Raw genomic sequence first — 24,903 nt, forward strand, 5'->3', positions numbered from 1 at the left:
TTCCTTTGCTTACATGGTCATTAATTTATGGCTATTACAAGGAGTATTACATACTCAAAAGCCAAATGAGCGCGTACGAGTTCATACTCGATTTTGGCAAGAAATTAGTAACAGACGGAAACTACGTTCATTTGTGGTTTTTGTACGCTATTATTGCCATTTATATGACCGTTCCGCTAATTGGCAAGCTCGTACGCTCATGCAGTGAGAAGGATCTAAGATATTTTCTAATCTTATGGTTTATCGTCAGTATCTTGTACCGGTTAGTATCCGACATCTTCTTACGCCTAACCGATCAGCACCTTTATGTACCTAGTATGAATATTCCATTTTTTATGGGCAATTTAGGTTATTTTGTGCTTGGCTACTATCTCTTTAATGTCGAGCTCCGTCCCGTTATTAAGCACACATTGTTTAATCTTGGCATCTTGTCCTTTTTCCTAACTCCAATATTGACTTATGTAGTGTCCTCATACGGCGGGGTGCTGGACGAGATGTTTTATGGCAACTATTCCATTACAAGCTTCTTAATGGCGGTCGGCGTGTTTTTATTTTTTAAGGAAAAAGATACGATGATTAGCCGGAAAACAAATTATAAGGTTAAAAAAGTAATAGGCTCCGTCTCTACGGCAAGCTTCAGCATTTATTTAATCCATCTCTTGGTGGATACGATGGTTTCAAGGGATGTGGCTATCGATGCAACATTCCTTGAGACGACATTAAGCCTTCTGTTTAATATCGTTGCGATTTTCTCGATTAGTTATATCGTTGTCAAAGTGTTTAATTTGAATCGGTGGGTAACGCATATTTTATTTGGTGGAAGGGGGTAGCGGGGTGAATGTGAAGAAGACGGTAAAAGGGAAAAAAACGATAACTGCGCGAAAAGGAACGAAAGCGCTAAAAGTAAATTTTTTGACCAAAGCGCTTGTGGCTGTGCTTCTTGTTGGTATGGGCATTTACTTCTACCAAAGCGTAAACGCAGAGGATCGGAAGTTGTCAACGGTATATATCGAAGCCTGGCGCGACCCGAAGGATGTAAGATTATCGGAGCAGGGCGTAGATATCGCCTTTGTTGCCTTCGCCAAAATTTCCGGTACTGGCTTGTTCTTTCATGAAAAAGAAGAAGGGAACAAGCAGATCAAACAAAACATTATGCAGCTCAAAGCCAATAATCCGAAGACAAAATTTGTTCTTGCCGTTGGGGGTTACGGCGTAGATGGCTTCTCAGACGCTTCACTCGACGGCAATCGATATGTATTTACGAAAAATATTATTGATTTGGTCAAGGAGCTCGATCTCGATGGTGTCGATATTGACTGGGAGTTTCCGGCCTTTGACGCATGGGGAACCGTAAAGGCGAGTCCAAAGGATACAAAAAACTTCACAAGCTTAATGCGAGAGCTAAGAGAGCAGTTAAACCTGCTGCCGCATAAAGGAAACAAAAAGTATATTCTTACTTTTGCAGCAGGTACACAAGATTGGTATTTTAAAAATGTAGAAGTGAAGGCCGTAGAAAAGTATGTCGACTTCATCAATGTCATGAGCTACGATCTGACTGGCAGATGGTCCGAAACGACAGGATTTAATGCTAATCTTTACAAAGATAAAGGGAATAAAGCGACTCAAAGCGTGGATCAGATCGTGCGAGCTTTTCTAGATCACGGAGTTGATGGCAAGAAGCTGCTGCTTGGCATCCCAGCTTATTCATATGGCTGGACAGATGTGGACAGTGATGAAGATGGTTTTTTTGCCAAGGGTAAGCCAATCGATATCGAGAAAGTAAATATTCATTATCGAAATGTTGAGGATAACTATTTGGACAAAAATGGATTTAAGCGTTATTTTGACGATCAAGCAAAAGCAGCTTACCTCTTTAACGGCAGTACCTTCATTAGTTATGAAGACAAGGAAGCTTTGCGAGAAAAGGTCAAATACATCAAGCAAAAAGATCTAGCAGGTGCGATGGTATGGGAATATGCACAGGATGCAGAGAATGGAATCATTCAATATTTGTCGGATAACTTGAACAAGGAGCTAGGCACAGAGGATTAAATAGAAGAATAAGCGAGGCAGGAAGCTTTAAACGAATATAACAAAAGGGAACTTCTTATCCATAGAAGTTCCCTTTTGTTTGATCATAATTTCCAAATGCTGCAAATCAAGAAAATGCAGGCAGCAACGGAGTATGTTGCAGTACCGCTAAAGCTGTCTATTTCAGCTGACATGCCAGCGATTTGATACGTCGCTCGTCCGGTGTAATAAACAATGTTTTCTGATTGTCATAGATAACAAACCCCGGCTTAGCACCGCTAGGCTTACGTACATGACGTATCGTTGTGTAGTCTACTGGAATCGAGCTGGAGTCGCGAGCCTGGCTATAATGTGCAGAGAGCATAGCGGCTTCTTCAAGTGTTGCATTGCCAAAGTCTCCGCCTTTTATAACGACATGAGAACCAGGAATATCCTTTGTGTGCAGCCATGTGTCAGAAGGTGAAGCAAGACGGTTCGTCAAATATTCGTTTTGTGTATTGTTTTTGCCGACATACATCGTTACCCCCTCGGAAGAGGTATAACAAAGCAAGGTTGGTTTAAGCGTTTTTTTCTTCTTTGGACCGCGGMGTCCACGTTCCTTCATATAGCCTTGTTCCACGAGCTCGTCACGAATTTCGCTTATATCGCCAAGAGAGGCGTTATCGACCTGCTGAAGCAAGGTTTCAAAATATTGAATTTCTGTACGAGCGAGCTCCATTTGCTCGGCCACGATGGATAGACTGTTTTTGTGCTTCGTGTAACGCCGGAAATAACGCTGAGCGTTGTCAGAAGGAGTAAGATGCGGATCAAGATCAATCTTTATTACAGCTTGCTCCTCATCATAGAAGTTGACGAGCTCAATCGTTGTGTCGCCGCGCTTCATCTGATGCATATAGGCAGTAAGGAGCTCGCCAAGCACCCGATATTTTTCAGCATCCTTCGCTTCAACGAGCGTGTCCTCAAGCTTTTTAATTTTTGTAACGTTTTTGGCTTTTTCATTTTGAACGAATCGGATGAGGTCAGCAGCGCGCTGCTTAACGGTATCGCGTTCAGCCTTATTGCCGTAGAAACCTTCAAGGCAGGCACTAATGTCTGGAAATACCGTTTCTTCTCCATCGATATGCGTAAGCTCAGTGACAGAGAAAAAGGACTTGCCGGTATCTGCGTTGGTTTTAATTGTAGGTTTATAAATGTCTTGCTTTACTTGTTCCATAAAGGTTGAGAAGCTCTTCCAAACCGCCACTACGCTTTCCTCAGAACCTTGTTCAGCCTCTGGAAGCACATCTGCACCTGCTCGATGAACCAGCTCTTTGGCGAGCAAAGGGCTAAAGCCGCTTAGCTTGTCGACTAATCTTTTGTAAAGAGGAGCGGCTTCATCCGTATCGCTTAAAGCGTCCAAAAACTGCTGCTCGTTCACAATCGAAAGCGGATCTAGTTTGCCTTGCTCAGGCGGAGAGGTATAGGTGCTGCCGGGCAATACGATGCGGTGACTGCTTATGGCTGGCGTTACATGGTGGATGCCATCGTGAATGAGGCCGGTTGAAGGGTCCATCAAAATAATGTTGCTATGACGCCCCATAATTTCCACAACAATCGTTTTATTCGATAAATCGCCGAGCTCGTCCCGATGTTTAACCTCAATATGAATGATACGCTCCCGACCAACTTGACGAACGGATTCAATCAGTCCGCCTTCGCAATGCTTCCGAAGCAGCATGCAAAACATAGGCGCTTCCATAGGGTTGACGTACGTACCGGTTGTCCAGTGCACCCTTGGGTAGGTCGGGTTGGCGGACAAGAGCAATTTGCCCTGCGTGCCGGCTCCGCGAATGCTGAAAACAAGCTCATGATTGGTAGGCTGGTGAATCTTATGTATACGCGCTCCGACACAGCGCTGTAGGTCTTGCGTAATTGCATGGGTGACGATGCCGTCTAATGCCATGTTGTTGTTCCTCGCTTCCTTTGTAAGTCTTTCTCTATCATGCCATAGTTGAACCAAAAACTTAAGTCTTTTATGGGATATTTTAAGGKCTGTCCGAATACATTTACCCTATAAAGGCTGTCCGAAGGGCCGACAACTTAGCTGCTTGGCTCGGCATATTACAGGAGGGAGTTAAACCATGGAACAAATGAAATGGCATCAAATGGGGACAATTGAGCTGATTGACGCATTAGTCAGCTCCCCAGATCAAGGACTGACTACGTCGGCAGCGGCGCAACGTCTAGAAGAAAATGGAAAAAACGAATTGTCTGAGGGCAAGCGCGTCTCGCCGATTTTGTTGTTCCTTAATCAATTTAAGGATTTTATGGTACTCGTTTTAATGGGTGCAACGTTGATTTCTGGCTTGCTGGGCGAATATTTAGATGCAATTACGATTGTTGCGATCATTGCTCTCAACGCCGTACTTGGATTCGTGCAGGAATTTCGAGCCGAGCGCTCATTGCGGGCGCTTAAGGAATTATCCGCCCCGACAGCCAAGGTTATACGCGGAGGCGAGCTACTGACCGTTCCAGCGAAGGAGCTTGTGGCAGGCGATCTTATTTATTTGGAAAGCGGAGACCGCATTCCGGCTGATGTGCGGCTGCTTGAAGCCAATAGCTGCTATGTGGAAGAGTCCGCTTTGACGGGGGAGTCTGTCCCCGTTGGTAAGCACGCTGCAGCGATTGCAGAGGAAGACTTGCCTTTGGGTGATCAGCGCAACATGGGCTTCATGGGCACGATGCTCACAAGGGGAACTGCTCGAGCAGTCGTCATTCGTACAGGCATGGATACGGAAATGGGCAAAATAGCAGGACTTATTCAACAGACTGAATCGATGGAAACGCCGCTGCAGCATCGTTTAGAGCAGTTAGGCAAAATATTAATCGTTGTGGCGATCGGCTTGACGATTATGGTAGTTATTGCGGGTATTTTGCACGGCCAGCCAGCGTATGGCATGTTCCTTGCAGGTGTTAGCTTGGCGGTAGCAGCTATTCCAGAGGGGCTGCCAGCAATTGTGACCATCGCTTTAGCTCTTGGCGTACAGCGGATGATTAAACGGAAGGCAATCGTTCGCAAGCTGCCTTCGGTTGAAACATTAGGCTGCGCATCCGTTATATGCTCGGACAAAACAGGGACGCTGACACAAAACAAAATGACGGTTACCCATGTCTGGATTGGCGGCAGACAGCTTGAAGTGAGCGGAGAGGGCTACGTCCCAAATGGTGCAATTTATGAAGCTGGCAATGCGCTTGACATTAAGCATGATTTATCAATTAAACGTCTCCTTCAAGTCAGTGCCTTGTGCAATAACGCACAGCTGTCGAAGGTAGAAGCTGTAGATACGGGCAAGCGCAGAAACAAGGAGCAGCATGAAGAGTGGATACTTAAGGGAGATCCAACTGAAGGTGCGCTTGCTGTGCTTTCAGCAAAGCTGGGCTCCTCTTCCAAATCATTGGAGCCGCTATATAAACGGGAGAAGGAATTTCCATTTGACTCGGAGCGCAAACGGATGTCAGTTGTTGTATCGCACCAAGGCGGGCGGCTTATTTGCACCAAGGGCGCCCCTGATTTACTGATGGATCATTGCTCCTATGTTCTTTGGGAAGGGAAGGTCGTTCCGTTTACTGCAACGCTGAAGCGCAAATGCGCTGAAGCAGGCGAGGTTATGGCGCAGTCCGCGCTTCGTGTATTGGGACTTGCATACCGGGATTTGCGCGCATCCGACGCTTGTGAGACCGAAGAAGACGTAGAGAGTCAGCTTGTATTCGTAGGCTTGACTGGGATGATCGATCCGCCTCGCCGCGAGGTGAAAGAAGCGATTACGAACTGCAGGCGTGCGGGAATTAAGACCGTTATGATTACCGGCGATCATCAGCTGACAGCAGAAGCAATTGCAGGTCAACTAGGCATTATGCCGCGCGGAGGCATCGCAATGAGCGGCAAGCAGCTGGAGGCGATGTCCGATGAACAGCTCGACCGGCTCGTAGACAATATTTATGTATACGCGCGTGTATCGCCAGAGCATAAACTGCGTATCGTCAAAGCGCTTCAGCGCCAAGGACATGTCGTTGCGATGACAGGCGACGGCGTAAACGATGCTCCAGCGATCAAAGCAGCGGATATCGGAATTTCGATGGGCATTACCGGAACGGATGTATCGAAGGAAGCGTCCGCGCTCGTTCTGAGTGATGACAACTTCTCGACAATTGTAGCTGCTATAGAAGAAGGAAGAGGCATATATGAAAATATCCGAAAATTTATCCGTTATTTATTAGCATCAAACGTTGGTGAGATACTCGTCATGTTTCTTGCGATGATGGCAGGATTGCCGCTTCCGCTCGTTCCGATTCAAATTTTGTGGGTCAATCTGGTCACGGACGGATTGCCGGCAATGGCGCTTGGCGTAGATCAGGCAGAAAAGGATTTAATGCAGCAAAAGCCTCGTTCGGCAAAGGAGAGCATCTTCTCCCGCAGGCTGGGCTGGAAAATTATAAGCCGAGGCATTCTGATAGGTGTATGTACGCTTGGCGCTTTCTGGATTACGCTTCAAGACGGTCCAAACAATGCTGCGCACCTAATGAAGGCGCAAACGGTAGCTTTCGCTACTCTCGTTATGGCACAGCTCATCCATGTATTTGACTGCCGAAGCTCGCGTTCCATTTTTCACCGTAATCCGTTCCAAAATAAATATTTGGTGCTTGCCGTATTGTCATCGCTAGTGTTGATGATCGGAGTGCTTTATATCGATGCATTGCAGCCTATCTTCAAAACCGTTCCACTTAACTTCCGTGAATGGTGTCTCGTCTTTGTAGCTGCGGGAATTCCTACTTTCTTAATGGGAATTGGCAGTGTATTCGGCACTTCCAAGAAAAATAAAGGTAAAACGAAATGGCCGTTAGGCCCTCAAACCGCGGCAAGATAACGAAAAAATACAAATCTTGATACAAATTATGAATAGCCTTTCTCCTTGCTTTGCGGTATGCTATTAGCAATTAATCATAGTTTTATCATACCTAGAGATGTAGCAAGGAGAGGGCATTCAGATGAATTTTACAAAAATGAACGGTTTGGGAAATGACTTTGTGGTGATTGCAGGCGAGCAGCAGCTTCCAGAAAATGTTGCGGAATTAGCTATACAGCTTTGCAACCGGTTTTTTGGAATCGGGGCAGATGGTCTCGTTTATATTTTGCCTTCAGAAATCGCGGATTTCCGTATGCGCATTATTAATTCTGATGGTTCAGAAGCTGAGCAATGCGGCAACGCCATTCGCTGCGTCGCTAAATATGTGTATGATAATGGCTTAACCGATAAAGAAGAGATTACAATCGAAACACTTGGCGCARGCGCTCAAAAAGTGCAGCTTACCGTTCAAGATGGCAAAGTGTCATCTGTTCGTGTAGATATGGGAGAGCCGATTCTAAATGGCCTTCGTGTACCAACAACGATCGATGCGGAGCAAGTCGTTGAACATCCGATAAAGGTGGACGGTCGTGAATTCCGTTTTACCGCTGTATCGATGGGCAACCCTCACTGTGTCATCTATGTTGATGATGCTGTAAATTTTGATCTAGGCACTTGGGGTCCCAAACTTGAGACACATCCGTTATTTCCACGTAAAATAAATGTTGAGTTCGTTACGGTGAAATCCCGTACGCATACCGATATGCGCGTCTGGGAGCGCGGTGCAGGACCAACGCTAGCTTGCGGTACAGGCGCTTGCGCAACGGTAGTTGCTTCTGTACTCACTGGCGCAACAGATCGGACAGCAACGGTTTCACTCAAAGGCGGCGACCTATTGATTGAGTGGAATGAATCCGATAATCATGTATATATGTCTGGACCGGCTGCAGTATCATTCTGCGGCGAGTTTTAAGAGCAAAGTAAGATGGGTGGTATGAATATAATGAAACCGGATTTGAGGGAAGCGCTCCAGCAGCGTATCTTGACCGGGGACGGCGCGATGGGAACCTATCTATATCAGATGGGGTTCCCTGTCGGCGTTTCTTATGAGGAAATCAATACGAACCGTCCCGATGTAATTGAAAATATTCACCGTCGCTACTATGAAGCTGGCGCACGCGTAATTGAGACAAACACGTTCTCAGCCAATCTTGAGAAGCTCTCGAAATATGGCTTAGAAGACGAAATGGATGCAATTAACCGTGCTGGTGTACGCGCAGCTCGTGCAGCGATCGGCAATGATGCTTATGTTGTAGGCGCTGTTGGCTCCATTCGAGACGGCAAGCTGAAAAATTTACGAACAGCTAAAGTAATTGAAGCCTATCAGCGGCAAATGCATGCGCTGCTTGATGAGGGCGTGGATGGTCTTTTGCTGGAAACCTTCTATGATCTTGATGAAATGCTGCTTGCCCTTAAGATTGCTAGAGCAGCGTCGAATGTTCCTGTTATTTGCCAGTTTGCAGTCGAGGATGTTGGCCGCACGCAGGATGGGAATGGCATGAAGGGAGCCTTCGATTTACTGCAAGAAGAGGGCGCTGATATGGTTGGATTTAATTGCCGCAGCGGCCCGAATGGGATTATGAGAGCGATCGACTCGATAACGGGGCCAGTTGGCTTACCATTATCGGTATATCCGAACGCAGGTATACCCGACTATATTGATGGCAAATATACGTATCCCGCAGGACCTGAATATTTTGCAGAGACAGCCTTGCGCTTTGCAGATCGCGGCGCTCGCTTGATTGGCGGCTGCTGCGGTACGACTCCTGAGCACATTAAGGCAATTGCCGAGGCGCTAGATGGTTACGTTCCACAGCTCGGACAAGCAGCTGTTCATTCGGCTGCAGCAGAGAGAATTGTTGTAAAGCCAGTTGAGAAATCAGCTGATACAGTAGATGCTGCGCCACTGAAACAAACGGTGCAGGAGCCTAACATTGTAGATTTGGTTCAGAAGCGCCACACCGTCATTGTTGAGCTTGACCCGCCGCGTGATTTGGATATTCGTAAATTTATGGCTGGTGCTGCTGCTTTGAAGGAAGCAAAGGCGGATGCGGTTACGATGGCTGACAACTCTCTGGCTGTTACGCGAATGAGCAACATTGCACTCGCAGCGCTTGTCCAGGAGAAAGTAGGCATTCGTCCACTCGTGCATATCGCTTGCCGAGATCGTAACTTGATTGGTACGCAGTCACATATGATGGGTCTTGATGCACTCGATATCGATCATGTGCTTGCTGTAACTGGAGATCCTGCCCGATTTGGCGATTTGCCGGATTCGAGCTCGGTTTATGACCTTACTTCCTTCGAGATGATTCGTATGATTAAGCAGTTGAATGATGGAACAGCCTTCTCAGGCAAGCCGCTTAAGCAAAAAGCGAAGTTTGTTGTAGGCGCCGCATTTAATCCTAATGTGAAGCATTTAGACAAAGCGGTCCAACGGCTTGAACGTAAAATTACTTCGGGTGCAGATTACATTATGACGCAGCCTGTCTATGACCCAAGCTTAATTGAGCGAATCGCAGAATCAACGAAGCATTTGTCAGTACCTGTATTTATCGGAATTATGCCGCTGGCCAGCGGACGGAATGCCGAATATTTGCATAACGAGGTGCCTGGTATCCAGCTATCTGATGAGGTTCGCCAGCGCATGGCGGGTCTTGAAGGGGAAGCGGGCCGAGCGGAAGGCGTGCAAATTGCAAAGGAGCTGCTCGACGTTGCTTTGCCGCATTTTAATGGCATATATTTAATCACACCGTTTATGTTCTATGATATGGGTGTTCAGCTTACCAAATACGTTTGGGAGAAGACTGAGCGTACACAACTAAATCGATAAAATAGATGCGAAAACAGCCTTTTTTTGCTTGTTTTCGCATTTTCGCTTGTTCGTTCGTGAAAAATCAATTAAAATGAATCATGGATACAGATGCCGCACATGTTCAGCGTGGTAAGGACAGGCTGCCTAAAATCGTTTATAATGGCTTCTAAAGCCTGTAACGGAAGTATGTCCGACACTTTTTTCGTCAACAATAGTGCAGTAGTTCTGTCGGTATTTGGCAAGAACGCGAACTTGTCGTATTCACATTTATAAAATATAAAAGGTATTTGAACATTTGTAGACAGATGCACAAGGGAAGACCGTAGGCGGAGGAGGAACGAGGCTTGGCTATTAAACTTATTAATATCGGATTTGGTAATATTGTATCTGCAAATCGCATTATATCAATCGTAAGCCCTGAATCGGCTCCGATTAAAAGAATCATTCAAGAAGCGCGTGACCGACATATGCTGATCGATGCTACATATGGTCGTCGCACACGGGCTGTAATTATTACGGATAGTGATCATGTGATTTTATCGGCGGTTCAGCCAGAAACAGTTGCGCACCGATTATCCACTAAGGACGACGATAACGACGAATAGTACGGGGAGTAATATGGATAAGGGATTGTTAATTGTATTGTCCGGCCCTTCAGGGGTTGGCAAAGGAACGGTTTGTTCGGTTCTTCGCAACAAGGTTCCTGAGCTGGTTTATTCTGTGTCGGCAACGACCAGGCTACCGCGTCAGGGTGAAGTAGATGGCGTGAATTATTTTTTCAAAAGCAGAGAGCAGTTCCAAGATATGATTGCGCGTGACGCACTTTTGGAGCATGCTGAATATGTTGGTAATTACTACGGTACACCGCGTGATTTCGTTGAACGAACTTTAGAGAGCGGCAAGGACGTTATTTTGGAGATCGAGGTACAGGGAGCGCTTAAGGTGAAACAAAAGTTTCCCGAAGGTATTTTCGTATTTCTGTTGCCGCCGTCTTTGGATGAGCTGAAGCAGCGAATTACCGGACGTGGTACTGAAACATTGGATACGATCAATAATCGCATGTCTGTGGCCGTTGAAGAAATGAATTTGCTCGGTCACTACGACTATGCGGTATTGAATGATGAGATAGATGCTGCATGCGATCGTATTCGCAGCATCATGATTGCAGAGCATTGCCGCAGAGAAAGATATTTACCTTACGTTTCGGGAATGGTTGCCGCAATTGAGAAAGCATGAGTGAGGAGAATGAACGATGTTATATCCGTCCATTGATGAAATGGTGAAAAAAGTTGACAGTAAATACACGCTTGTCGTAGCAGCTTCAAGACGCGCACGCATGCTTCGCAACGGAGACAAGTCGGAGCTTAAAAACCCGCGCTCTCGCAAGTATGTTGGTGTGGCACTAGAAGAAATTTACGGTGACATTCTCCAAGTGGAAAACCTAGCAACAAAAGAGGATTAAGATCTGTTTTATTATAGTAAACAGAACAGCGGAGTGTATACTGGAGACAGTATTACACTCCTTTTTCTTTTTTAATGCGCACAATTTTTGAAAGGAGCAATCCTGTGGATCCCATCTTTTTTACGATTATAATTATGGTTGTTTTCTTGTTTCTATTGTCATTTATTATCCGAGATTCGATAAACTCGTCTAAATTGACAAAGCAAGTGGAAATGCTTAATACAGAGATCCAAATGCTGAGGAAAGAAATCAAAGAGAACAAACATATTGTTGATAAGCGAGTTTGAGCAGGTCATAACGTTTCAAAGAGAGGCTGTGAGTGCGAGAATGATGGCAGATGAACAGGAACTCCGCGAAATAAAAGAGTCATTAGACAAGCTCGATGAACAGGTCAAGCGGATCGTTGCTAAGCCAAGACACAAACGCTCAGGATGGATGAACTTTGTTATTGGCTTTCTTATTGTGCTTGTAGGGATTGGCATGTCAGTTGGAATCTTTGAATTTCTGAAAATGATGAATAACCAATAATAGTCGATAAGGACGAACATCAAAATGAACATAAGCCTGCAATCTTTTCCAACATTATCTAAAGGTATAGTATGGGGTTTGGTTGAAAATTGTTTCTCTCTTGATTACGAAGTGGCGGAAGAATCTGTTAGCAATATTAGCATCATACCTACGGTTGGCGATCAATATGTAGTCATGAAGCTAGATGACGAAAGATGGGAACTTGCCGGAGGGACTTTAGAGCCTAACGAGCACCATATGGACGCACTTGTTCGTGAAGTGAAAGAAGAACTTGGTGCAGAATTGGTTTCTTATACGTTGTTTGGCTGCTTTCAATGCCGCTCGTTTGCTGATGAGCCATATAGGCCGCATATTCCGCACCCACATTTTGTGCGGCTAGTCGGCTATGGCGAGGTTAATCTGGTGGAGGCACCGCTTAATCCGCCAGACGGCGAGCAAGTCATTGCCGTTGATGTCGTGGATATTGGCGAGGCAGTAGGTAGGTTCGAGCAAATAGGCAGATATGATATTGCCGAGCTGTACAAGCTTGCTCATCAGTTAAGAAAAGCAGCGCTTAATCAAGGGAAATAAAACATAAATTACAGCTTGAAATGTGAATGGATTACTTAGAATTTTCTGCCGCATATGATATGATAGAAGCAGTGTTTGCAGGTGCAGGACGAATGAACAGGAGGGAACGGAATGGACAAATTACGTTATCCAATTGGCAGGTACTCGTTCGAGGGAATGACGGTTAAGCAGCGTGAACAATGGATTGTAGAGATTGAGAAGCTCCCAGGACAGCTAAGAGCAGCTTTGGCAGATTTGGATGAAGACATGTTGAATACGTCTTATCGAAGCGGCGGATGGAGCTTGCGCCAAGTAGTTCATCATTTGGCAGATGCATCGATGAATAGTTTCACACGATTCAAGCTTGCCCTGACGGAGTCCAATCCGACGATTAAGCCTTTTAACGGGGAACGCTGGGCAGAAACCGCTGACAGCCTGCAAGCATCGACAGATATCAGCTTAGCGATTGTAGAGGGTATTTATGCACGATGGGTATTGCTGCTTCGTTCAATGAATGCTTCAGATTTCGAAAAAATGTTCTATCATCCAGAGAAGGGCAGTCAAATTGGATTAGCTTATTTTCTTGGATTTGTAGCTTGGCATGGCAAACATCATGTTGCCCAAATTACAAGCTTAAGGGAACGCAAGGATTGGTAGTACAATTCGTAATTATCAATGACAAATAAAGTTACACATTTCAAATACTATAACATGATAAGCTAGATACTTATTATGCGGCTTATCATTTTATCGCGTAACGAGCTTATCTGCCATTGGGCGGCTTCTGCCGTTTGCATTTGAAATATAAAATTTGATGTTAACATATTGTGAAAGCAGTTTATATTTCATCATGAAACGGACTATTGCCGCCAAAGGATGGGTTTTGCTGTTTGCGCTTGACGGGAGATACACCATGCTAAAAGGAAAAACAATTATACTCGGCATCACAGGCGGAATTGCAGCCTATAAAGGCGCAGCGCTTTGCAGCAAGCTGGTGCAGGCGGGCGTTAATGTGAACGTCATCATGACTGAATCGGCAACAAAATTTATAACGCCGCTCACGCTGCAAACGTTATCTCGCAATCCCGTATATATCGATACGTTTGATGAGAGAGATCCTGCGGTAGTTTCTCATATTCATTTGGCTGATCATGCGGATTTAGTCGTCATTGCTCCGGCTACTGCTAATGCAATAGCAAAGCTAGCCGGAGGTCACGCTGATGATATGCTTAGCACAACGCTGCTTGCTGCTACTTGTCCGGTACTCATAGCGCCAGCGATGAATGTACATATGTATGAGCATCCAGCCGTTGTCCATAATTTGGAGCTGCTGGCGTCGCGCGGCGTGATGTTTGTTGAGCCTGGCACCGGGCAGCTCGCATGCGGCTATGTTGCCAAAGGACGCCTTGCCGAACCGGAAGATATCGTAGCTGCAATCGACTCGTGGTTTAGCAAAAACGGTAAGCTAAAAGGGAAAAAATTGCTTGTTACTGCAGGTGGAACGATTGAGCGACTGGACCCGGTAAGATATTTGACCAATGACTCGTCAGGCAAGATGGGCTTTGCAATTGCTGAGGCGGGGCTGATGATGGGCGCTGATGTAACTTTAGTTGCGGGCCGTACATCAGCAGAGCCTCCTGCAGGTGTGAAGGTCATTCGTGTGGAGTCCGCGCAGCAAATGCTTGAAGCTGTAACGAGCATCTATGACGACATGGATATTGTCGTGAAGTCGGCAGCGGTAGCCGATTATCGAGCGGTACATGTAAGCGATCAGAAGATGAAGAAAAAAGGCGAGAAGCTCGTACTCGAGCTAGAGCGTACAACGGATATTTTGGAGACATTGGGACAGCACAAGCAGAAGCAGTTTCTTGTTGGTTTTGCGGCAGAAACGGAGCAGATCGAGCATTATGCGATGGACAAGCTGCGCCGCAAGCATTGCGACCTCATCGTTGCTAATGATGTAAGCAAGGACGGAGCGGGCTTTAACGGAGATACCAATATTGTGCAGGTGTATGGCGCAGAAGGACTCGTGGAGAAGATGCCGCTATTGTCTAAGCGTGAGGTTGCGAATCGCTTGCTGGAGTTGATTGCAGGGCGGCTAGTGTCTCCTGGAGGGAACGGCTAATGATTGCTAAAGTAATTGTTGACGTGCCGAGCCGCCAGACGGATCGGCCGTTTGACTATGAAGTGCCTGCAGCCTTTGAAGATTGGATTGAGGTCGGCAGCCGCGTTGGCGTTCCTTTTGGCGGCCGCGTCTTGCAAGGGTTTGTCACGGAACTGTCGGAGACGACCGATGTTGCTATAAATCGATTAAAATCGATTTCAGAGCTGCTCGATCATGTTCCACCTTTATTGCCGGATCTTATTGAACTTGCGAAATGGATGAGCGATAAATATTGTTGCTCATGGACGACAGCGCTTCAGGCTATGATTCCGGCAGCCTTGAAGGGAAAGGCTGAACGGCTGGTTGGCATTCAAGACGAAGAAGCAGCAATGGTGGATCTGCCGCCAGCTATGCTGGAGTGGCTAGGCAGCAGCGGACAGCTTGTTAAACTTGAAGTGCTGCTGGAGCGTTTTCCTGAGCATGCAAAGGCCGTCAAGGCTGCTCTTCGCGAAGGTGTGCTGGTCGAACAAACTTCAATTCGCGATCGACTTGCTGTACGCAAGGTGCTGACCGTATATGTGCCAGATAATGTGGAGGCTGTACGCGTACAGATGGAAGCCTTGCCTTCTCGTGCGGCTAAGCAGCGTGAAGTGCTTGCCTTTATGCTGGAGCATGGCGGACCACTGGCGCTGCAGCAGCTGCTCACTTTGGCAGGGGGCTCTGCGGCAAGTGTTCGTTCACTCGCAGAGAAAGGGCTGCTTGAGCTTAGAGAGGTAGAGCAGCAGCGCGATCCTTATGCGGGTAGAGAATTTGAACGAACGACTCCACTAGAGCTGACAGAAGGCCAGAAAGATGTTTATGACCGTATCGTTAGAGCAGTTGATGCAGGCGAGCCTCAGACGATGCTGCTGCATGGTGTAACGGGAAGCGGGAAAACGGAAGTTTATTTGCAGTCTATTCAATTTTGCTTGGAGCAGGAGAAGCAGGCCATTGTACTCGTTCCTGAAATTTCGCTGACGCCCCAAATGGTTGAGCGTTTTAAAGGACGGTTTGGCGACGCAGTTGCTGTGCTGCATAGCCGGCTTTCGAATGGCGAGCGATACGATGAGTGGCGAAAAATTCGCAGCCGCCAAGTTCAGGTAGCCATTGGCGCACGCTCCGCTATTTTTGCACCATTTGAACGAATTGGGCTTATTATAATTGATGAAGAACATGAATCCTCCTATAAACAGGAGGAAAGTCCGAAGTATCACGCTCGTGATGTGGCGGTCAGAAGAGCGAAGCAGCATGGAGCGGCAGTCGTTCTTGGTTCGGCAACGCCATCGCTGGAATCCTTTGCAGCGGCTAGCCGGCCGCTGTCTGCCCGGGACGAAGGCCGCGAGCCGGCATTGCTGCCAATGCCTAGCCGTGTAGGCGACAGACCGCTTCCGCCGGTTGCCGTTATCGACATGCGCGAGGAGCTGAAGGAAGGCAACCGCTCGATGTTCAGCCGCTTGCTGCACAGCTCGCTTGCTGATAGGCTCGAGCGCGGAGAGCAATCGGTGCTGCTTCTAAATAGACGCGGTTACTCAACATTTGTGATGTGTAGGTCTTGCGGCTATACTGCAGCTTGTCCCCACTGCGATATTTCATTGACCTATCATCAGAAATCACGGGCGCTGCGCTGCCACTATTGCGGGCATGCCGAGCAGGCCCCAACCACATGTCCTTCTTGTCAAAGCGAGCATATTCGTTATTTTGGAACTGGAACGCAGCGGGTTGAGGAAGAGCTCTCGAAGCTGTTCCCGGGCATTCGTGTTATTCGCATGGATGTGGATACAACTACAGAAAAGAATTCGCATGAAAAGCTTCTGAAGCAGTTTGGCGAGCGTAAAGCGGATGTACTGCTCGGTACGCAAATGGTAGCGAAAGGTCTTGATTTTCCTTTTGTTACTCTAGTTGGCGTAATTGCTGCCGATACATCGCTAAATTTGCCTGATTTTCGCGCAGCAGAACGAACGTTTCAATTGCTTACACAGGTTGCGGGACGTGCAGGCAGGCATCATTTGCCAGGTGAAGTCGTCATTCAAACCTATGCTCCCGAGCATTATGCAGTAGTGACCGCTCAGCAGCATGATTACACCGCTTTTGTAAGTGAAGAGCTGCGTCATCGCAGTGCAATGGGCTATCCGCCTTATTGCAGACTGATTCTCGTTACGATGTCTCATGAGCAGCTGCCGCTGCTATCTTCCATTAGTGAACGGTTTGCTTCTGATCTGCGAGAATTAGCGGAAAATGAAGGCGTCCTTATTTCGCTAAGCAGCGGTTTTGGTCGAGCGCTGGAGGTGCTTGGGCCAGTAGCATCGCCGATTTCAAGAATGAAAGATCGCTACCGTTTTCAATGTGTGATAAAATATCGTGGGAGTATCGATGCTTCGGCCCTTGTTCGCAAGGCACTCGTCCCGTTTACGGATGGTCCGCCGCAGCGCCAGGTGCAATTCAGTATTGACGTAGATCCACAAGTTATATTATAAATAGCTATTACTATTTTAATGAACGTAAAGGAAGGGAATACTATGAGTATCCGTATAATTGTAAAAGAGCCAGATCCAGTATTGCGGGAAGTGGCGAAGGAAGTAACGAAATTTAATGCAAACTTGCAAAAGCTGTTAAAAGATATGGCTGAAACGATGTACGATGCAGAGGGAGTAGGTCTTGCTGCGCCTCAAATCGGCATTTCGAAGCGTGTTATTGTAGTAGATGTAGGCGATGAGAATGGTTTGGTCGAGATGGTTAATCCCGTCATCGTAGAGCAAGAAGGAGAGCAGCTTGGTCCTGAGGGCTGCCTTAGCATTCCGAATCTTAATGGCGACGTGCTGCGTGCTGATCGCATTGTGGTAACCGGACAAGACAGCAGCGGACAGACGTTTACTGTTCAAGCATCTGGTTACTTCGCGCGCGCGTTCCAGCATGAAGTTGATCATTTGAACGGCATTTTGTTTACCGATTTGGCGGAGAGCATCTACGACATTTCGGAAAGAGCTAGAAAAGGCGGCGAATAGCTTCATGCGTATCGTATTTATGGGGACGCCAGAATTTGCCGTTCCCTCTTTGAAGCTGCTCCTTGAGCAGCAATATAATGTTGTCGCTGTTGTAACACAGCCTGATCGGCCGAAGGGCCGCAAAAAAACGCTGACGCCGCCGCCTGTAAAGGAAGCGGYGTTGTCGCTTGGACTGCCAGTGCTCCAGCCTGAGCGCATGCGCAGTGCGGAGGCGGTTGCAATGGTTGCTGAGATGCAGCCGGATCTTATCGTAACGGCAGCCTACGGCCAAATATTGCCGAAGGCGCTGCTGGAAATCCCTCGACTTGGATGCATCAACGTGCATGGCTCGCTGCTGCCGAAATATCGCGGCGGCGCACCTATACAGCGTTCGATCATTAATGGCGAGAGTTCAACTGGCGTGACGATTATGTATATGGCAGAAGGACTGGACACCGGCGATATGATTAGCGTCGTGGAGCTTCCAATTACCGATGAGGATACATCGGGCACGATGTTTGAGAAGCTGAGCATCGCAGGTGCTGAACTGCTTGGCAAGACGCTTCCTGCAATCGTTGCTGGAGAAGTAAAAGCCGAGCCGCAGCAGCATGAGCAAGCAACCTATGCACCGAATTTGACCCGCGATGATGAACGAATTGATTGGACAAGACCTGCGCGTGCCATCTTTAATCAGGTGCGAGGATTGTCGCCAATGGCCGGCGCCTTTACGTACTTAAACGGAGAAGTATTCAAAGTGTGGAATTGCGGAGTTCCTTCTGCAGCCACAGCAGCTAAAGCTGCTGCTGAGCCAGGAACCGTAGTTGCAGCAGACAGCAGCGGCATTCATGTTCAAACGGGTGAAGGCGTACTAGTGCTGAAAGAAATTCAGCCCGCTGGAAAAAGAACGATGACCGCAGCAGATTGGCTTAAGGGTGCTCGCTTAGAAGCGGGCACACGATTAGGAGATGGTGGAGCAGCATGACGGAAAGTACACAAAAACCAAGTCCAAATCGCAATAGCAGCAACCGAGCAAAAGGAAAATCCGGAGCGAAAGCAGGTCATAAACGACCTGCTGCCGGCGGGCAGTCTGCTCAAAATGGACAACAGCAGCCGGGGCCGCGCAAGGTGAAATCTCCGCGTGAGCTGGCAATGGATACATTAGTAAAGGTCGCACAAACCGGTGCATACAGCAATTTGCAGCTTAATCGCACATTGCAGGATGCAGGTTTGCAGAGAGCGGACGCCGGGCTTGTTACCGAGCTTGTTTACGGCACGATTCAGCGACAAGTGACGCTTGATTACTGGCTTAGCCGCTTTGTATCCAAAGGGCTGAATAAGCTTGAGCCTTGGGTACATCAGCTGCTTCGAATGAGTGCTTATCAGCTATTGTACTTAGATCGCATTCCGGCACATGCTGCTGTGAATGAAGCGGTTACGATTGCAAAGAAACGCGGACATTCCGGTATTTCAGGTATGGTTAACGGCGTGCTCCGCAGCATCGATCGCGGACGAGCTGAGCTGCAGCCAGCTGAAATTAAACATAAAGATCCAATTATGCAAATTGCGCTGCGGCATTCCTATCCAGAATGGCTAGTAAGCCGCTGGGCTACGGCATACGGTTATGAGCGGGCAGAAGCTATCTGCGCTGCGGGCAATGAGCATCCGCATACAAGCGTTCGCGCTAATACACTAAGGGGCAATCGTRAAGAAGCGATCGAGCTTCTAAAAGCAGCAGGATATGAAGCTGAGCCTTCTGTCATTGCTCCTGCAGGTATTACGATTAATCGCGGAGGCAATCTGGCTGATACGGACGGATTCCGCGAGGGTGTTTGGTCGGTACAGGATGAAAGCTCCATGCTGGTAGCTGAAATTGTAGCGCCAAAAGCCGGCATGCAAGTGCTGGATTGCTGCGCGGCACCAGGTGGAAAGAGCGCGCATTTGGCAGAACTGATGGGTGGCAAAGGCAAGGTGTGGGCGAATGATTTGCATGCACATAAACGTGATTTAATTGTGACGCAAACCGAGCGCTTGAAGCTGCGCAATGTTGAAGCGATTACCGAAGATGCTCTAAAATTAGGCGAGCGCTTCAAGCCGCAATCGATGGATGCCGTGTTGCTTGACGCACCATGCTCTGGATTCGGCGTTATTAGACGCAAACCGGAAATCAAATGGACCAAAACCGCAGGTGACGTATCGGATATCGCTGCCATTCAACAGCGTTTATTGCATTCTGTATGTGATTTAGTGCGCCCTGGCGGTGTGCTTGTTTATAGCACATGTACGATAGAGAAGGAAGAAAATGAGCAGCAAGTAGCTCGGTTTCTGCAGGAGCATCCTGAATTTGAATTGGATCGCAATTGGCCAGAGGCTATCGTTGATCAGTTGATGAAAGCTGGAGCCATCGATGAGCATTTTAATGGTCAAGCTCAGCTGCTTCCACAGCATTTTGACAGTGACGGATTTTTCATAGCAAGGATGGTAAAGCGTCCATAATCGCTGCTTATGGCTGAACATGGGCGTTTGTGGTAAAATAAATCGATGGCGGTGTTCAGCTTCTATGAGCCGTCCTACTATAAAGGTACAGGTGTGATGAAATGAAACCATGCATATATGACTACACGCTCGAACAGCTTCAACAATGGATGACAGATAATGGTGAGCCGGCATTTCGCGGCGGACAGCTGTTTGATTGGTTATATGTGAAGCGGGTAAAGAGCTTTGAAGATATGTCCAACCTATCGAAAGCCCTTCGCGATAAGCTGGAGGAGAACTTCCAAATTATTACGCTTAACGAGATTACAAAGTTTGAATCGAAGGACGGAACCGTGAAGTTTCTATTCGGACTTCATGATGCCCACGCGATTGAGACTGTTATTATGCGCCATAACTACGGCAACAGTATTTGTGTAACGACACAGGTCGGCTGCCGAATCGGCTGTACGTTTTGTGCTTCGACGCTTGGCGGCTTGAAACGCAACTTGACTGCAGGCGAGATCGTAGCGCAGGTTGTTACAGCGCAGATGATGCTTGATGCTACCGGAGAACGTGTATCCAGCATCGTTATTATGGGTTCTGGGGAGCCGTTCGAGAACTATGATGCAACGATGGCTTTCTTGCGTATTATGATCCACGAGAAAGGCCTAAACATCGGTCAGCGTCACATTACGGTTTCGACTAGCGGCATCGTGCCGAGCATGTACAAGTTTGCCGAGGAGAATACACAAATCAACTTGGCACTATCGATCCATGCACCAAATGATGCGCTTCGCTCAAAGCTAATGCCGGTTAACCGTCGTTTTCCTTTTGCTGATGTAATGGCAGCTTGCCATAACTATATTGCGAAGACTGGCCGGAGAATAACATTTGAATACGCCTTGATCGGCGGTGTTAATGATCAAGCTGAGCATGCGCAGGAGCTGGCAGACGTGCTGCAAGGAATGTTGTGCCATGTTAACTTGATTCCTGTAAACCATGTTCCTGAACGCAATTATGTTCGGACTCCGCGCGAGGACATCTTTGAATTCCAGCGTGTACTTGAGAAAAATAAAGTGAGTGTAACGATCCGCAGGGAACAAGGGCATGACATTGCAGCTGCATGCGGCCAATTAAGAGCAAAACATATGGAGTCTCAGGCGAGGTGATGATTGATTGTTAACGGCAAACCGCAGTGATATTGGACGGGTTCGTCATGTCAATGAAGACCAATCATGGGTAAGTCAACTGAATAATGGAGTAACGCTTGCCATCGTAGCTGATGGCATGGGCGGCCATCAGGCTGGAGACGTTGCAAGCCAGAGGGCAGTTGACGCTTTCCGAAGCATGCTGGAGAAAAGCGCCGCTAAAGAGGACTTGTCTCTGCAAGAAGGAAAAATGCTCATAAGACAAGCGATTTCGCAGGCGAACGACGCTGTCTTTGAGCTTGCTTCCCAGAACGAGCAGTATCGGAATATGGGTACTACGATCGTGGCCGCTTTAGTGAAACAGGACAACGCTATTATAGGCCATGTGGGAGACAGTCGCGCTTACAAGATTACCGAGGGCGTCATTACACAATTAACGAATGATCATACACTTGTGAATGAATTGGTCAAGTCTGGCCAGCTTAGCGCAGAGGAGGCTGCTCACCACCCAAGGCGCAACGTACTGACTCGTGCAGTTGGTACGGATTCTCAAGTTGAAATCGATGTTCAAGCGGTAGAGTGGTCCGCACAGGATGTGCTGCTGCTGTGCAGCGATGGATTATCAAATATGGTGAGCGATCAGGAAATGCTGCAAACGGTCACGACGGATCAACTTGAGCTGGATGCAAAAGCTGATCATCTCATTTCGCTTGCGCTGCAAGCAGGCGGGGACGACAATATAACTGTCGTACTTCTCCAAGAAGCAGCTGGCACGAATCGAGAGGGGTGACAAGGATGATTGGACAGGATTTAGGCGGACGTTATGAAATATTGACTCGCATAGGCGGCGGCGGGATGGCGCTTGTGTATAAAGCGCATGATGTGCTGCTTAATAGAAAAGTCGCAGTGAAGGTGCTGCGGCAGCAATTTGTGCATGATGAAGAATTTATTCGCCGATTCCGTCGTGAAGCACAGTCAGCAGCTGCGCTATCTCATCCGAATGTCGTCAGCATTTATGATGTAGGACAAGAAGAAGATACACATTATATCGTTATGGAATATATTGAAGGCCATAATTTGAATGAAATTATACAAGAACGAGCGCCGTTGCAGCCAGATGAAGCGGTGCGCATTGYTATGCAAATTGCAGATGCGCTTGATCACGCGCATCAAAATCACATTATTCATCGTGATATTAAGCCGCATAATATATTAATCGGCAAAAATGGACGTGTAAAGGTTACGGATTTTGGTATCGCAAGGGCGGTTACTTCATCCACGATTACACAGACAGGCTCGGTTATCGGATCGGTTCACTATTTTTCCCCTGAGCATGCCAAAGGAATTAATACCGGAGAAAAGTCCGACTTATATTCGCTCGGCATTGTACTCTATCAAATGCTGACAGCTAAGCTGCCGTTCCTTGGCGAGAGCCCAATTAGCGTAGCTTTGAAGCATTTGCAAGAAAATTTCGAGGAGCCGCGAATCGTTAATCCGCATATTCCGCAGAGCGTTGAGAATGTCATTCTCAAAGCGATGCGCAAAAATCCGAGTGAACGTTATAACTCAGCGCATGAAATGCTTCTTGATTTGGATACCTGCCTTCGTCCAGAACGATTAAAGGAACCCAAAATCACGTTCGCACATGTTAATGATTTGGATGAGACGCGTGTTATGCCTGCTATCCGTGGTGATATACGGCCAACAGAAACACAAGAGATTGCACGGCCCGTCATATCGAAAAATGATGAGCAGCAAAAAGAAGTTGAGCAGCTGCCAAAGTCCAAGAGCTGGAAAAAACCGCTTACTGTCGTAGGTGTTACACTGCTCATACTGGCGATTATTATATTTGGCTTCATTAAGCTTCTTGGGGTGCTTGACGTTGCGGAAGTAAGCGTGCCATATGTCGTAACCAAAACCGAAATTGAAGCACGTCAAATGATTGAGGCCGCTGGGCTCAAGGTAGAAGATCCTATCATTCGCGAGCATAACAAGGAAATTCCGAAGGATCAGGTTATAAGTCAGTCAAAGATGAATATGCGAGTGAAGGAAGGCTCCCTTATTCAATTAACGGTGAGTGACGGTCCTGAGCTGGAAGAAATTGATAATTATGTTGGGAAAGCGCTGCAGACCGCTATTGATGAGCTTATTGCACTTGGGATAACAGAGGATCAAATCGTAATTGAAGATCCTGTTTTCAGTGAGGAAGCTCCAGATACGATCATTCAGCAGTCGCCAAAACCGGGTGAAGCCTACAACCCTGAATCGGTTGAATTTAAATTCGTGGTCAGCAAAGGCCGAGAGACCGTTGCAATGCCTAACTTAATTAACAAGCCGCTTGATGTAGCCAAGGATTTGATCAAAGCATACGAGCTTACACTAGACAAAGCTGATATTTTGTATGCTCCGAGTTATTTGCACGAGAAGGATCATGTCATTAGCCAAGATCCATTCCAACCTAATGATAAAGTAACCAAAGGGGAAAAAGTTACAATTACTGTAAGCTCAGGGCCGCCAGCCGATGCGAAAGAGCATAAGTTTAACATTATGATTTCACCGGCGGAGGCAGGCAAAGCAAGTGAAGTTCGAATTGAATACTCCGATGCACGCGGTGAAAATATTGTATCAGAGAAACGTAAAATTACAGGTATGGAAACCTTCGTAGTTACCGTTCTTGTCTCACCGGATACGGAAGCCAGAGTAACGGTATTCCGAGACAATCAGTTTATTGATATCAAAACAATTACGTACAAAGAAATAGTCAATGGCACGAATTCATCCAATTTGACTATTCCGGGTAATGAAGTGAAGGAAACAGAAGCGCCGACACAAACGGAGGTTACCCAAAACAATGATGAGCCAATTGAAGAAGAGCAGCAGCAAGAGCAGCAACAGCCATAATAGCAAAGAGGGTCATCTCAAAGGCACGATAGTAAAAGCGCTCAGTGGCTATTACTACGTAAGAGCGGAGAATGCGGCGTCGGACTCGGCAACAGTCCAATGCCGCGCTAGAGGCGTCTTTAAGAATAAGGGCTTAACGCCGCTTGTAGGCGATGCAGTGATGTATAGCTTGACAGAGAACGGTGAAGGAACCGTCGAGCAGCTGCTGCCTCGTACATCAGTGCTTATTCGACCGCCAGTTGCGAATATCGATCTTGCGATTCTTGTGTTTTCGGTTACAGAGCCTGCTCTTAATTTGCAATTGCTGGATAAGTTCCTTGTGCATATCGAGCATGCAGGCATACCAGCAGTATTATGCTTAAGCAAGCAGGACTTAGAGAAAGACGGTTTGGAAACGGAGGAGGCGCAAGCTGCGGCTGCCTCCGTTAATCGTATATACAGAGCACTTGGATATGAAGTGTTCGGGACAAGCTCTCGTTTGGGAGAAGGCATTGCTCCATTTCAAGAAAAGCTGAAAGGGCATATGGCCGTATTTGCCGGACAATCAGGCGTAGGCAAGTCATCACTGCTTAATGCGATCGTTCCTGGTCTTAAGCTGGAGACAAATGAAATCAGCAATCGTCTTGGACGAGGCAAGCATACAACGAGGCATGTGGAGCTTATTGAAATTGGAGGCGGCTTAGTCGCTGATACACCAGGTTTCAGCCAGCTGGACTTTCAGGAGCTGGGAATCGAAGATTTAGGTTATTGTTTTGTAGAAATGCGCGAGCTGTCTCCCGATTGTAAATTCCGTGGCTGCACGCATGTAAGTGAACCAGGCTGCGCCGTGCTTGCTGCGGTTGAGAGCGGGAAAATAGAAAAAAGCAGGCATGACCACTACTTGCTGTTTATGACGGAGATGAGAGAGAAAAAACGGAGGTACTAACAACT

At 47.2% G+C, this 24,903-nt stretch carries 21 protein-coding genes; 20 read left to right on the top strand and 1 reads right to left on the bottom strand.

The window, feature by feature from the left end:
* Positions 1-830 (top strand): acyltransferase (locus AC1DSE_RS06500; protein WP_477527504.1); only part of this gene is annotated, 830 nt, incomplete at its 5' end.
* Between the two features lie 118 nt (positions 831-948).
* Positions 949-2,052, top strand: a complete 1,104-nt coding sequence (locus tag AC1DSE_RS06505) for a glycoside hydrolase family 18 protein (RefSeq protein ID WP_477512362.1) — start codon at positions 949-951, stop codon at positions 2,050-2,052.
* 157 nt (positions 2,053-2,209) lie between these two features.
* Here the strand turns inward: AC1DSE_RS06505 and AC1DSE_RS06510 are convergent, their stop codons facing one another.
* Complete coding sequence (locus tag AC1DSE_RS06510) at positions 2,210-3,973, bottom strand: Rqc2 family fibronectin-binding protein (RefSeq protein WP_477527505.1); 1,764 nt, start codon at positions 3,971-3,973, stop codon at positions 2,210-2,212.
* A gap of 178 nt (positions 3,974-4,151) precedes the next feature.
* On the opposite strand from AC1DSE_RS06510, the gene AC1DSE_RS06515 reads away from it, so the two are divergent.
* From AC1DSE_RS06515 to rsgA, 18 genes are all read left to right on the top strand, one after another.
* Positions 4,152-6,935: a calcium-translocating P-type ATPase, SERCA-type gene (locus tag AC1DSE_RS06515; protein ID WP_477527506.1), complete on the top strand. Its 2,784-nt coding sequence runs from the start codon at positions 4,152-4,154 to the stop codon at positions 6,933-6,935.
* A gap of 121 nt (positions 6,936-7,056) precedes the next feature.
* Positions 7,057-7,887 carry a diaminopimelate epimerase gene (dapF, locus tag AC1DSE_RS06520; RefSeq protein WP_477527507.1) on the top strand — a complete coding sequence of 277 codons (831 nt, stop codon included), beginning with the start codon at positions 7,057-7,059 and terminating at the stop codon, positions 7,885-7,887.
* A 30-nt stretch (positions 7,888-7,917) separates the two neighbouring features.
* The gene (locus AC1DSE_RS06525; protein WP_441886910.1) at positions 7,918-9,807 is read left to right on the top strand and encodes a bifunctional homocysteine S-methyltransferase/methylenetetrahydrofolate reductase; all 1,890 of its coding nucleotides are present in this window, start codon (positions 7,918-7,920) and stop codon (positions 9,805-9,807) included.
* A gap of 326 nt (positions 9,808-10,133) precedes the next feature.
* Positions 10,134-10,394 carry an extracellular matrix/biofilm regulator RemA gene (gene remA / locus AC1DSE_RS06530; RefSeq protein ID WP_005548256.1) on the top strand — a complete coding sequence of 87 codons (261 nt, stop codon included), beginning with the start codon at positions 10,134-10,136 and terminating at the stop codon, positions 10,392-10,394.
* Between the two features lie 13 nt (positions 10,395-10,407).
* Entirely contained in the window at positions 10,408-11,025 is a 618-nt protein-coding gene (gene gmk, locus AC1DSE_RS06535; protein ID WP_441886903.1) for a guanylate kinase, read from the top strand.
* Positions 11,026-11,041: 16 nt separating this feature from the next.
* Positions 11,042-11,251 carry a DNA-directed RNA polymerase subunit omega gene (gene rpoZ / locus AC1DSE_RS06540; RefSeq protein ID WP_053375625.1) on the top strand — a complete coding sequence of 70 codons (210 nt, stop codon included), beginning with the start codon at positions 11,042-11,044 and terminating at the stop codon, positions 11,249-11,251.
* Positions 11,252-11,518: 267 nt separating this feature from the next.
* Positions 11,519-11,779: a hypothetical protein gene (locus tag AC1DSE_RS06545; RefSeq protein ID WP_477512345.1), complete on the top strand. Its 261-nt coding sequence runs from the start codon at positions 11,519-11,521 to the stop codon at positions 11,777-11,779.
* A 24-nt stretch (positions 11,780-11,803) separates the two neighbouring features.
* Positions 11,804-12,349 carry an NUDIX domain-containing protein gene (locus AC1DSE_RS06550; protein WP_477512344.1) on the top strand — a complete coding sequence of 182 codons (546 nt, stop codon included), beginning with the start codon at positions 11,804-11,806 and terminating at the stop codon, positions 12,347-12,349.
* A 111-nt stretch (positions 12,350-12,460) separates the two neighbouring features.
* Positions 12,461-12,985: a YfiT family bacillithiol transferase gene (locus AC1DSE_RS06555; protein WP_076268265.1), complete on the top strand. Its 525-nt coding sequence runs from the start codon at positions 12,461-12,463 to the stop codon at positions 12,983-12,985.
* 256 nt (positions 12,986-13,241) lie between these two features.
* A complete protein-coding gene (gene coaBC, locus AC1DSE_RS06560) occupies positions 13,242-14,453 on the top strand; it encodes a bifunctional phosphopantothenoylcysteine decarboxylase/phosphopantothenate--cysteine ligase CoaBC (protein WP_477512361.1) in 1,212 nt (403 codons plus the stop codon).
* Entirely contained in the window at positions 14,453-16,945 is a 2,493-nt protein-coding gene (gene priA / locus AC1DSE_RS06565) for a primosomal protein N' (protein ID WP_477512343.1), read from the top strand. Before coaBC ends, priA begins: the two co-directional genes overlap by 1 nt.
* A gap of 42 nt (positions 16,946-16,987) precedes the next feature.
* Complete coding sequence (gene def, locus AC1DSE_RS06570) at positions 16,988-17,473, top strand: peptide deformylase (protein WP_218639590.1); 486 nt, start codon at positions 16,988-16,990, stop codon at positions 17,471-17,473.
* Positions 17,474-17,477: 4 nt separating this feature from the next.
* Positions 17,478-18,434: a methionyl-tRNA formyltransferase gene (gene fmt / locus AC1DSE_RS06575; protein ID WP_477527508.1), complete on the top strand. Its 957-nt coding sequence runs from the start codon at positions 17,478-17,480 to the stop codon at positions 18,432-18,434.
* Positions 18,431-19,945 carry a 16S rRNA (cytosine(967)-C(5))-methyltransferase RsmB gene (gene rsmB, locus AC1DSE_RS06580; protein WP_477527509.1) on the top strand — a complete coding sequence of 505 codons (1,515 nt, stop codon included), beginning with the start codon at positions 18,431-18,433 and terminating at the stop codon, positions 19,943-19,945. Before fmt ends, rsmB begins: the two co-directional genes overlap by 4 nt.
* Positions 19,946-20,046: 101 nt before the next feature.
* Positions 20,047-21,093, top strand: coding sequence for a dual-specificity RNA methyltransferase RlmN (gene rlmN, locus AC1DSE_RS06585; protein WP_076268270.1), 1,047 nt, complete (start codon positions 20,047-20,049; stop codon positions 21,091-21,093).
* A 7-nt stretch (positions 21,094-21,100) separates the two neighbouring features.
* On the top strand, positions 21,101-21,862 hold the full coding sequence (locus AC1DSE_RS06590) for a Stp1/IreP family PP2C-type Ser/Thr phosphatase (RefSeq protein ID WP_076268271.1): 762 nt from the start codon (positions 21,101-21,103) through the stop codon (positions 21,860-21,862).
* Between the two features lie 5 nt (positions 21,863-21,867).
* Positions 21,868-23,973 carry a Stk1 family PASTA domain-containing Ser/Thr kinase gene (pknB, locus tag AC1DSE_RS06595; protein WP_477527510.1) on the top strand — a complete coding sequence of 702 codons (2,106 nt, stop codon included), beginning with the start codon at positions 21,868-21,870 and terminating at the stop codon, positions 23,971-23,973.
* Positions 23,924-24,898: a ribosome small subunit-dependent GTPase A gene (rsgA, locus tag AC1DSE_RS06600; RefSeq protein WP_477511465.1), complete on the top strand. Its 975-nt coding sequence runs from the start codon at positions 23,924-23,926 to the stop codon at positions 24,896-24,898. The genes pknB and rsgA overlap by 50 nt, the downstream gene beginning before the upstream one ends.
* Positions 24,899-24,903: the final 5 nt, after the last annotated feature.

Source organism: Paenibacillus sp. 01L418, from assembly GCF_056400045.1.